At 72.3% G+C, this 11143-nt stretch carries 9 protein-coding genes and 2 pseudogenes; 3 read left to right on the forward strand and 8 right to left on the reverse strand.

Annotation, left to right across the window (positions count from 1 at the left end):
- Nucleotides 1-96 precede the first annotated feature (96 nt).
- The 8 genes and pseudogenes from JM949_RS28315 to JM949_RS37860 all read right to left on the reverse strand — a co-directional run.
- A pseudogene (locus JM949_RS28315) lies at nt 97-216 on the reverse strand (ABC transporter ATP-binding protein); the annotation flags it as partial.
- Nucleotides 213-1028 carry an ABC transporter permease gene (locus JM949_RS28320; RefSeq protein WP_203151245.1) on the reverse strand — a complete coding sequence of 272 codons (816 nt, stop codon included), beginning with the start codon at nt 1026-1028 and terminating at the stop codon, nt 213-215. The pseudogene JM949_RS28315 and the gene JM949_RS28320, both read right to left, overlap by 4 nt.
- Nucleotides 1025-1805, reverse strand: a pseudogene (modA, locus tag JM949_RS28325) (molybdate ABC transporter substrate-binding protein). The gene JM949_RS28320 and the pseudogene modA overlap by 4 nt, the downstream one beginning before the upstream one ends.
- The gene (locus JM949_RS28330; protein WP_203151246.1) at nt 1802-2224 is read right to left on the reverse strand and encodes a TOBE domain-containing protein; all 423 of its coding nucleotides are present in this window, start codon (nt 2222-2224) and stop codon (nt 1802-1804) included. The pseudogene modA and the gene JM949_RS28330 overlap by 4 nt, the downstream one beginning before the upstream one ends.
- A gap of 366 nt (nt 2225-2590) precedes the next feature.
- The gene (locus JM949_RS28335) at nt 2591-2983 is read right to left on the reverse strand and encodes an SCO5389 family protein (protein ID WP_203151247.1); all 393 of its coding nucleotides are present in this window, start codon (nt 2981-2983) and stop codon (nt 2591-2593) included.
- 191 nt (nt 2984-3174) lie between these two features.
- Nucleotides 3175-3666, reverse strand: coding sequence for an SsrA-binding protein SmpB (gene smpB / locus JM949_RS28340; protein ID WP_203151248.1), 492 nt, complete (start codon nt 3664-3666; stop codon nt 3175-3177).
- A 43-nt stretch (nt 3667-3709) separates the two neighbouring features.
- Nucleotides 3710-5431 carry a hypothetical protein gene (locus JM949_RS28345; protein WP_238434040.1) on the reverse strand — a complete coding sequence of 574 codons (1722 nt, stop codon included), beginning with the start codon at nt 5429-5431 and terminating at the stop codon, nt 3710-3712.
- Nucleotides 5326-5946, reverse strand: coding sequence for a hypothetical protein (locus JM949_RS37860; RefSeq protein WP_238434041.1), 621 nt, complete (start codon nt 5944-5946; stop codon nt 5326-5328). Before JM949_RS37860 ends, JM949_RS28345 begins: the two co-directional genes overlap by 106 nt.
- Before the next feature lie 152 nt (nt 5947-6098).
- Between JM949_RS37860 and JM949_RS28350 the strand changes: the two genes are divergently transcribed.
- From JM949_RS28350 to JM949_RS28360, 3 genes are all read left to right on the forward strand, one after another.
- Nucleotides 6099-7757, forward strand: a complete 1659-nt coding sequence (locus JM949_RS28350; protein ID WP_203151249.1) for an FAD-dependent oxidoreductase — start codon at nt 6099-6101, stop codon at nt 7755-7757.
- A 114-nt stretch (nt 7758-7871) separates the two neighbouring features.
- Nucleotides 7872-9329 carry an ATP-binding protein gene (locus JM949_RS28355; RefSeq protein ID WP_203151250.1) on the forward strand — a complete coding sequence of 486 codons (1458 nt, stop codon included), beginning with the start codon at nt 7872-7874 and terminating at the stop codon, nt 9327-9329.
- Between the two features lie 74 nt (nt 9330-9403).
- Nucleotides 9404-11143 (forward strand): ATP-binding cassette domain-containing protein (locus JM949_RS28360; RefSeq protein ID WP_203151251.1); only part of this gene is annotated, 1740 nt, incomplete at its 3' end.

Consider the following 11143-nt stretch of genomic DNA (forward strand, 5'->3'; position numbering starts at 1 on the left):
TCGCCCGCCGCGACCCGCAGCGGCACGTCGAGCCGGAAGGCACCCCGGTCGACGACGAGCCGGGAGTCGAGGAGCGGGCCGCTCATCCGGTGGTCATCCGGCGCCGTTCGGCCCGAGCACCGCTACCACCTCGCCCGCCGCGACCCGCAGCGGCACGTCGAGCCGGAAGGCACCCCGGTCGACGACGAGCCGGGAGTCGAGGAGCGGGCCGCTCATCCGGTGGTCATCCAGCGGTCCCGCAGGGCGACCAGGATGCCCACCGACACGACGAGCAGCACGAGACTGAGCACGATCGCGGACTCCAGGTCGGTCTCCAGGGCCAGGTAGACCGCGAGCGGCATGGTCTGCGTCCGGCCGGGGTAGTTGCCGGCGAAGGTGATGGTGGCACCGAACTCGCCGAGCGCCCGCGCCCAGCAGAGCACCGCCCCGGCGGCCAGACCGGGCGCCACCAGCGGCAGCGTGACGTGGGTGAAGGTGGTCCACCGGCTGGCGCCCAACGTCGCCGCGGCCTCCTCGTAGCGGTGGTCGGCGGCGCGTAGCGCACCCTCCACGGCGATCACCAGGAACGGCATGGCCACGAACGACTCGGCCAGCACGACACCCGCGGTGCTGAACGGGAGGGTGATGCCGAACGTGGCGTCGAGCCAACCGCCGAGCAGCCCGCGTCGGCCGAAGACCAGCAACAGCGCCACCCCGCCGACCACCGGCGGCAGCACCAGCGGCACGGTGACCAGGGCGCGGACCAGCCGGCGGCCGGGGAACTCGACCCGGGCCAGCAGCCAGGCGAGCGGCACTCCGAGCAGCAGGCAGAGCACGGTCGCCAGGGTCGCGGTCTGCACCGACAGTCGCAGCGCGGTCAGCGCGCCCGGCGCGGTGAGCCGCTCCGGCACTGTCGACCACGGCGCGCGGAGCACCAGCCCGGCCAACGGCAGCACCAGGAACAGCAGCCCCAACCCGGCGGGGATCAGGAGCGCCGCCGGCACCCGACCCCGCCGTCGAGTCGAGGTGCGCGCGGAAGCCAGGCTCACGGCGCCTGGAACCCGGCCTCGGCGAGGACCGCCTGCGCCGGGGCCGAGCGGACGTACGCGACGAAGGCCCGCGCTCCGGCCGGGTTCGGCGCACCCTTCAGCGCGACGATCGGGTAGTCGTTGACCGCCCGCGCCGACTCGGGAAACTCCACGCCGGTCACGTCGGCGCTCGCTGCCCGCGCGTCGGTGCGGTAGACCAGCGCGGCGTCGACCTCGCCGAGTTTCACCTTGGCGAGCGCGGCCTTGACGTCCCGCTCCAGGGTGACCGGCGTCAGCGCGACGCCGGCCGCGTCGAGCGCGGTGCGGGCCGCCGCCCCGCAGGCACCTGGGTGGCGCAGAGCGCCACCTTCACGCCGGGCCGGGTCAGGTCGGCCAGCTTGGTCACTGCCTCCGGGTTGCCCCGGGGCACCGCGATCACCAACTGGTTGCGGGTGAAGGTGCGCGGTGCGCCGTCGGCGTTGCCGGCGTCGGTGACCGTGGTCATTGTCGACTGGGCGGCGGAGGCGAACACGTCGCCGGCGCGCCCTGGTTGATCTGGTTGGCCAGGGCGGAACTGCCGGCGACGTTGAGAACCACCTTGCTGCCCGGGTTGGCGGCCTCGAAGTCCTTGCCGATCCGGGTGAACGACTCGGTGAGCGAGGCGGCGGCGAACACCGTGACCCGGCCGCCTCCGGTGTCGCCCGGTGCCGGCTCGTCGCCCGCGCCGCAGCCGGCAACCGCCAACCCGGCCGCCAGCACCAGGGCGGCCACCACCGTACGCGCCGTCCGTGCGGTCATCCGCCCGACCTTCCCCTGCTCGGGGCGGGGGCGGCCCGCTCCACCACCACCGTGGTCGACTTGACCACCGCGACGGCCACCGAGCCGACCCGCAGGTCCAGCTCGTCGACGGCCTCCCGGCTCATCAGCGACACCACCCGGAACGGGCCGGCCTGGATGTCGACCTGGGCCATCACGGTGTCCTTGCGGACGTCGACGACGATGCCGCGCAGCCGGTTGCGGGCCGAGGAGAACTCCGCGCCCGCGTCCGGGTCGGCGGCCTGGGCGCGGGCGAACGCCGCCAGGTCCACGCCGTCGACGATCCGGTGACCGTGCTCGTCGCGCCCGGCCGCCAGCCGACCAGCGTCCACCCAGCGGCGCACCGTGTCGGTGCTGACGCCGAGCAGGTTGGCTGCCTCCCCGATCCGAAACGTCGTCACCGCCCCACCCTAGCGTTCGCATCTGCGACCAGGTAGGTCCCGAACAGCCAGCATCCACACAAGCAGGGGCATGTCTAGATTCGCAACTGCGTCCGGTCGACTCCGGTCGCCGCCCACCCGTCGGCCCGCCCGCCCGCGCGTCAAGATCGTGCTGTTTCCAGGATCGAGTGGTGCCGGTGTGCCCGGGTGGCCACTACTTCCTGGTTCGAGCACGATCTTGACGGGAGACGCGTCGACGAGTGCCCGCCGCTCAAGATCCGTGCAGTTTCCGGGTAGGTGCTGCCTCGGGGCGCGTTGAGGCAGCACCTTCCCTGTCGTTGCATGGATCTCGATTGGCGTCCGCGGACCTCGGGCGAGTGTCCGAGATCAGCAGTTGCGCAGTTCGGGGGACTGGTTCAGCAGTTGGCCACGGGTCGACACGAAACGCCGGTAGCGCTCGCCGTCGACCGCCGACGGACGGAACGCGGCGACCCGGTGGCAGTTCTGGAAGGCCAGGCGTACGCCGAAGTGCCGCTCCAGACCGCCGCGGATGGCGTCGCTCGCCAGCGCCCGGAGCAGTTGACCCCGGTCGGCGTCGGTCGGCGGCGGGACGACGTTGTCGGCGAACTCGACGTCGCCGGCCTCCAACTCGGCCACGACTCGGCTGACGGTGGCCCAGGCGTACGGGAGTGATTCGCGGACGCAGGCGATGAACGCCTCGTTGTCGACCGGACCGCGTTCGGCGGCGTCGAGCAGGGCGGGCGGGACGGTGAGCGACATGGTTCTCCTCCGCTTCAGCTAACGATTACCGTTTTCAATAACGGCGTCGACTGAGCAGACCACGTCCCGCGATCGACGTCAACGATGTCCCGGCGCGCCGTGCCAAGAGTCGTGTCGCGCCAGGAGGGCGCGAGGCGCACGCAGGAGGGCGGCCGGTGTGCGAGGCGGCTCACCTGGCGGAGGAGGGCAGGTCAGTGGCGGCGGGGGTGACCCTTGAGGTGCCGGCCGAGTTCGCGGGCGATCTCGCGGTTGGCGTCCCGCTCGGCCAGCGTCTGCCGCTTGTCGTACGAGCGCTTGCCCTTTGCCAGGGCCAACTCGACCTTGGCGAAGCCGTTCTCGAAGTACATCGACAGCGGGACCATGGTCACCCCGCCCTCGCGTACCTTGTCCAGGATCCGGTCGATCTCGGCCCGGTGCAGCAGCAGCTTGCGGTTGCGGCGCGGGGCGTGGTTGGTCCACGTGCCGTAGGCGTACTCGGCGATGTGCAGGCCGTACAGCACGATCTCGCCGTCGCGTTCGTGCGCGAACGCGTCCACCAGTGACGCCCGGCCCTCGCGCAGCGACTTCACCTCGGTGCCGACCAGCACGATGCCCGCCTCGTACGTGCGCAGCACGGTGTACTCGTGCCGGGCCTTCTTGTTGGCGGCGATCAACCGGCGCTCGGGCTGCTTGGACGGGCTCACCCGGCGACGATATCCGGCCGCCGCGACCACCGCGCCGGCCGGCTCAGTCGCGCGCCGGGTGGTCGCGGCGCAGCCGCGCGGTCAGGTCCCGCTCCGCCTCCGTGAACGCCTCCTGCGACTCACACGGCCAGTGCCCGAGGATCGGCGGTGGCACGCTGTCGCTGGGCGCGGGCACCACGCCCTCCGGGTCGGTCAGCCGGCGATCCACCATCGCCGCCGGCCCGGTCAGTCTCTGCGCCTCCCCGGGCCGGTGCGGGGCGAAGATCCAGCCGCCGATCGGGTCGGTGTCGCGCCACAGGTTGAGCCAGCGCCATCCGACCCGCTCGCCGATCTCCCGCAACGCCGGGTCGTCGGTGTACGCCGGGAACAACCGCGAGTACAGCCGGTTGAGTGGCGACCCGTAGGTCAGCAGGGCCACCCGGTCGGTGACCCGGGTGGGTAGCTGGAGCACCGTCGCGGCGAGCAGCACCGAACCGTGGCTGTGCCCGGCGAGCAGCACCCCGTGCCCCTGCTCCACCAGGTAGCAGACCCGCTTGGCCAACTCCGGCACGGCCCGCTCGGCGTAACAGGGCGGGGCGAAGGGGTGCGCCGCCCGGGGCCAGAAGGTGCCCAGGTCCCACAGCACACCCACGTACCGGCGGAAGCCCGCCGTCCGGTACGCGAAGATGCCGCCGATCACCAGCCCGAGCACGACCGCGGCGATGAGGTAGCTGCCGGATCCGATCAGGAAGTCGACCATGCCCTCCGGCACTCCGACGTAGCGCTGCGCCACGTCACCGGGGAGCAGTTGGAGCAGGCCGAGCACGCTGGTGGAGAGGCCGATCGCCGCCAGGCAGGCGTACCCGACGGCAAGCGGTTCCAGCCGCTCGGTGAAGCGGGCCCGGGCCACCGCCTGTTCGACCCGGCGCAGCCGGCCCGCCGCCGACGGCGGCGCATGCGGGAAGTCGGCGGCCACGATCGCCCGCGCGGCCCGCCGCCTACCGGGCCGGGTCAACTTGGTGACCAGGCCGGCGACCAGCAGAGCCGCCACCATCGCCAGGAAAAACCCGAAGATCGCCCACTTGTACGCCAGGGAAGGGCTGGTTTCCAGACTGTCCGCCGTCGTCCCGTCCCGGTCGAGCAGGTCCGCGACCCGGTAGACCAGCTCGGCGGAGAAGGCCACCGCCAGTTCGGCGGCGATCGTGATGCAGACGGGCGCTCCGAGCGCGCGCAGCGGCGACCGCCCCTGCCCGCCACCGCGCCGCCAGATCACCAGCGCGGCGAGGCTGGCGACCAGCACGGTCTGGCTGACGAACAGCCAGGCCACGATGGCGCTGTAACCGGGCAGCGCGCCGACCCGCGGCCACGGTGCCGGGCTGATGACGATGTGCACGATCACCAGCATGGTCAGGCCGCAGGTGAGCGTGCGCAGGGCGCGGAAGAGGGCGTCCACCCGGGGCGACGAGTCGGTCCGGTCGATGCCCGGCACCACGGTGACCAGGACCAGGCAGAGCAGCAGCACCGTCCCGGTGGCCGCCAGCAGGGCCACCATCACCCACGAGGCGTGCTGGCTGGCCCGTGCCGCCAGCAGGCTGCCGTCCAGCGTGGCGAACGCCGCCGCGACGTGGACCGAGCGCAGTCGTCCCACCAGTGGCTCGCCGTCCCACTGGCCGACCGCGCTCAACCGGTGCTTCGACTCCGGCGTCGACGGGGTCCGGAACGCGTCGAACGAGTGGCTGGGGCGGGCGCCCAGCCACCAGACGAACCCGATGGCGGCGACCGGCACCAGCGACAGGACCCCGAGGCGCAGCCCGATCGGGCGCCGCCGAGCCAGGACAGCCAGCTCCGGCCGGCCAGGCACGACGGGGTGCTCATGCAGCGCCAGGCGATCAGGTCCAGCGCCACTCCGACGATGGAGAGCACGTAGAGCATGGTGAGGGTGAGGGCGAGCACCCGGCACACCGCCATGAATCCGCGCATCGACGCGGGCTTCGCCGGCACCATCCACAGCGCCACGTTGCAGAGCATGAAGGGCAGCAGGAACACCAGCGACAGGGTCCGACCGGCGGTGCCGGACGGCAGGTCGCCCCAGCGGTACGCCTCCAGCGTCACCCCGTCGGTCCCGGTGGAGTCCGGGTAGCCGGGGCGCGGGCGGTAGAACCCACCGCTGCGGTCCCCGGCGACCTGGTGCACGTGCGGCCGGTCCAGGACCTGGTCCGCTCCCGCGCCGGAGACACCGTGCACCCGCAGCTCCACGACGTCACGCGGCGTCGTCGATCCGGTCGGCGACACGTCCGCCATGGGCCCCCCGAGGTGTGCGCGGCAGCCGGGCGGGTCGTCGAGGCACAATCACCCGCGCGGCCCACCGGCTTACCCGTCCCCGACGCGGTCAACCGTGCGTCGGCGCTCACGCGATGGTGCGGCAGACCGTCGACAGGTGATTACATGGCGCCATGGCGAACCCGGTGATCCTGACCGTCGACGACGACCCCGTGGTGTCCCGGGCGGTGGCCCGCGACATCCGGCGCCGCTACGGCGACCGCTACCGGGTGCTGCGAGCGTCCTCCGGGCCGGAGGCGCTGGAGGCGCTGCGTGAGGTCAAGCTGCGCGGCGAACAGGTGGCGCTGCTGCTGGCCGACCACCGGATGCCGGAGATGACAGGTGTCGAGTTCCTCGAGGCGGCCATGGACATCTTCCCGGCCGCCCGTCGGGTGCTGCTCACCGCGTACGCCGACACCGACGCCGCGATCGAGGCGATCAACGTGGTCGACCTTGACCACTACCTGCTCAAGCCGTGGCACCCGCCGGAGGAGAAGCTCTACCCGGTGGTCGACGGGCTGCTGGAGGCGTGGGCGGTCACCCCGGACGCCGCCAGCGCCGAGATCCGGGTGGTCGGGCACCGCTGGTCGGCGCCGTCGTTCAAGGTCCGCGACTTTCTGGCCCGCAACCTGGTGCCGTACCGCTGGCTGTTGGCGGACGACCCGGAGGGCGTCCGGCTGCTCGACGCGGCCGGGGCCACCGAGGCGGACGTACCGCTGGTGGTGACGCCCGAGGGCAAGGCGTTGGTCGCTCCCAGCGAGGCGGAACTGGCCGCGTTGGCCGGGTTGACAGTGGTGCCGGCGTGTGACTTCTACGACCTGGTGGTGATCGGCGGTGGCCCCGCCGGCCTCGGCTCGGCGGTGTACGGCGCGTCGGAGGGGCTGCGTACCGTGCTCGTCGAGCGACGGGCGACCGGCGGTCAGGCCGGGCAGAGCAGCCGGATCGAGAACTACCTGGGCTTTCCGGACGGCGTCTCCGGCGCCCAGCTGACCGATCGGGCCCGGCGGCAGGCGGTCAAGTTCGGCGCTGAGCTGCTCAGCGCCCGGGAGGTGGTCGGTCTCAGCGAGGCCGGTGGCGCCCGGCTGCTGCACTTCGGTGACGGCAGCGAGATCGCGGCGCACACCGTGGTGCTGGCCACCGGCGTGTCGTACCGGGTGCTCGACGCCCCCGGACTGGCCGACTTCACCGGCCGGGGGGTGTTCTACGGTGCCGCCGCGACCGAGGCGCCGAGCTGCGTCGAGCAGGACGTCTACATCGTCGGCGGGGCCAACTCCGCCGGCCAGGCGGCGGTGCACTTCTCCCGGTACGCGTCGCGGGTGCACCTGCTGATCCGTGGCGCGGACCTGACCGCCTCCATGTCGCGTTACCTGATCGACCAGCTGGAACGGATCGACCGGATCACCGTGCACCCGCACACCGCCGTGGTCGGTGCGACGGGCGACGACCACCTGGAACGGCTCACCCTCTGCGACACCCGCACCGGGGAGTCCCGCTCGGTCGACACGTCCTGGCTGTTCATCTTCATCGGCGCGGAGCCGCGCACCGACTGGCTGGACGGGGTGCTGGTCCGCGACGGGCGCGGCTTCATCGTCACCGGACCGGACCTGCTCGCCGGAGGACGGCGGCCGGCCGGTTGGTCGCTGTCCCGCGACCCGTACCACCTGGAAACCAGCGTGCCGGGGGTGTTCGCCGCCGGGGACGTACGGGCCGAGTCGGTCAAGCGGGTCGCCTCAGCCGTCGGCGAGGGCGCGATGGCCGTGTCGCTCGTGCACCGCTATCTGGAGGCCCAGTGAGCGTGCGGAGTGAGCCGGTGTTGCGAGCCCCGCAGTCGCGAACAAAGGAGGCCCAGTGAGCGTGCGGAGTGAGCCGGTGTTGCGAGCCCCGCAGTCGCGAACAAAGGAGGCCCAGTGACTACTCCGTCGGATCGGCTGACGCCGGCGCAGCTGCGTACCCTGTTCCTGTTCCAGGCCCTCGACGGCGGGCAGCTCGACTGGCTGGCCGAGCGTGGCCGGGTCGAGCAGCGCGCCGGGGGCACCCTGGTGTACGCCGAGGGGGAGCCAGCCACCTGCTTCTTCGTGCTGCTGCGCGGCGCGGTGGCGTTGAGTCGCCTGGTGCACGGCGACGATGTCGAGGTGAGCCGCACCGAGCAGCGTGGGGTGTACGGCGGGGCGACCCAGGCGTACCTGGGTGACCAGGTCGACCAGGTCTACCGCAACAGCCTGCGAGCGGTGACCGACGCGGACTTCTTCGTGCTGCCGGCGGAGGACTTCGCGTACGCCCTGCGGTCGTGGTTTCCGATGCCCATGCACCTGCTGGAGGGCCTGTTCTTCGGGATGCGGGACAGCCAGGCCATCGTCGGTGAACGGGAGCGTCTGCTGGCCCTCGGCTCGCTCTCGGCGGGGTTGACCCACGAGCTGAACAATCCGGCCGCGGCGGCGGTGCGGGCGACCTCGGTGCTGCGTGACCGGGTCGCCGGGATGCGCCACAAGCTCGCCATGATCGCCGACGGTCGGCTCGACGGCCGCGCCCTGCACGGCCTCGTCGCGTTGCAGGAGGAGGCCGTCGCCCGGGTCGCCACCGCGCCGAGGCTGACCCCGCTGGCCACCGCAGACGCCGAGGACACCCTCACCGACTGGCTGGAGGAGCACGGGGTCGACGGGGCCTGGGACCTGGCGCCGATCCTGGTGGGCGGTGGGCTCGACGCGGCCTGGCTGGCGCAGGTGAAGGCGGCGGTGGGTGCCGCGGACCTGGAGGCGGCGGTGCGCTGGCTCACCTACACCGTTGACACCGAGCTGCTGATGAAGGAGATCGACGACGCGGTCACCCGGATCTCCGGGCTGGTCGGCGCGGCCAAGCAGTACTCCCAGCTGGACCGCGCCCCGCACCGGGTGGTGGACGTGCACGACCTGCTGGACGCCACCCTGGTGATGTTCAAGGGGAAGATCCCCGCCGAGGTCAAGCTGGTCCGCGAGTACGACCGGAGCCTCCCGCAGGTGCCGGCGTACGCGGCCGAGTTGAACCAGGTGTGGACCAACCTGATTGACAACGCGTTGGGCGCGATCGGTGAGAAGGGTGTGCTGACCGTCCGTACCGCCCGGATCGACGACCTGCTGGCGGTGGAGATCACCGATACCGGCCCCGGCATTCCGCCCGAGGTGCGTCCGCGCATCTTCGAGCCGTTCTTCACCACCAAGCCGGTCGGCGCGGGCACCGGGTTGGGGCTGGACATCTCGTACCGGATCGTGGTGCACAAGCACCACGGCGACATCCGGGTGGAGACCGAGCCGGGGCGGACCACCTTCCGGGTGCTGCTCCCGCTCGCGGAGGGTGCGCCGGACGCGCCGGGCGACGCGCCGACTACCTAGAGACAGTGGACGGTCGCCACCAGTAGTCTCGGGCAGCGTTGGTGATCCCCGCCCGAGGAGGGTCCGTGGAGTCGATGGCCCGCCAGCGCACCGCCGCCGAGAACGACGACCAGCCGGGCGATCCGCCGACCGGCACGATGCTGCCGGAGTTGGAGGACCCCGACTGGTTGCACCACGCGCACGAGTTCGCCCACACCGGCTTCTGGGCGGTGGCCCGCCGGCTGCCCCGGTTGGTCCGCGAGGCGGTCGGCCTGGCCTGGACCACCAACCGTCGGGACACCGTCGCCTCCATCGGCCTGAACGTCGCCGCCGGTGTGATGACCACGTTCGGTCTATTGGCCACGACCAGTGTGCTGAGCGAGTTGTTCGCCGCCGGCCCCACCCCGGACCGGGTCCGAGCGGCCCTGCCGGCGCTGGTCGTGGCGGCGGCGGCGGTCTCGGCGCGCGGCGGCCTGGCGATCGCGGCCGGTTGGGCGCAGGCCCGGCTGACCCCGCAGATCAACTATCAGGTGGAGTTGCGTCTGTTCGAGGCGACCACCGCGGTGGAGTTGGCCGCGTTCGACGACGCCGGCTTCGCCGAGGAGATGGACCGGGCCCGGGACCGGGGGATGGCGGAGGCCGCGTACATCGTCGACCACACGGTCAACCTGGTCACCGGCGTGGTCGGCATGCTGGCCACCGCAGTGGCGGTGACGGTCATCCAACCGCTGCTGCTGCCGTGTCTGCTGCTCGCCGCGGTGCCCCAGGCGATCACCGCGGTGCGGATGGCCCGCCGTGAGTACCTGGCGATGCTGGCCCGGATCACCCGTCAACGTCGGATGTGGATGCTGGCCCACCTGATGGCCAATCGGCACACCGCCGCCGAGGTGCGCGCGTACCAGATGCGCGATTTCCTGCTCAGCGAGTACCGGGGCGTGATGGCCGTCGAGACCCGGGCCCAACTGCGGTTGGTCCGCGCGCAGACCGGCACGCGGGTCGCCGGCGCGACCGTCGCGGGCCTGGCCACCTTCGGGGTGTACGCGGTGCTCGGCGGCCTGCTGCTGGCCGGGATGGTGGCCCTCGCCGCCGCGGCCACCGCCCTGCTCGCCCTGCAGTCGGCGCGCAACAGCCTGGGCGTGGCGGTCATCGCCACGAACTCGCTCTACGAGGACGCCCTCTACTACCAGGACTACCGGGACTTCCTGGCCCGCGCCCACGCCCGGGTGCCGATCGGCGGCGACCGGGTGGTCGACGCCGTCCAGGTGATCGAGGTGGACGAGGTGAGCCTGAGGTACCCGGACACCGACGCGCCGGCGGTGGACCGGGTGAGTTTGACCGTCCACCGGGGGGAGGTGATCGCGTTGGTCGGCGAGAACGGCTCCGGCAAGACCACCCTGGCCAAGCTGATCGCCGGGCTGTACCGGCCAACCGGTGGGGTGATCCGCTGGGACGGTGTCGACGCCGTCGAGCTGGACCCACGCGCCCTCGGTAGCCAGGTGGCCGTGATGACCCAGGAGTACTGGAAGTTCCCGTTCACGGCCGGGCAGAACATCCGGGTGGGGCGGCACGACCGCGCACCGGATCGGTCCGGGCCGAGTGTGCAGGAGGCGGCCGGCGCGGCCGCCGCGCACGACATGATCGTCGGCCTGCCGAACAGCTACGACACGCTGCTCGACCGGGAGTTCAAGGACGGTCACGAGCTGTCTGGCGGGCAGTGGCAACGGCTGGTCGCCGCCCACGACATGATCGTCGGCCTGCCGAACAGCTACGACACGCTGCTCGACCGGGAGTTCAAGGACGGTCACGAGCTGTCTGGCGGGCAGTGGCAACGGCTG

Origin of the sequence: Micromonospora tarensis, assembly GCF_016803395.1 — a bacterium.
In the GTDB taxonomy this organism is placed as follows: Bacteria; Actinomycetota; Actinomycetes; order Mycobacteriales; family Micromonosporaceae; genus Micromonospora; species Micromonospora tarensis.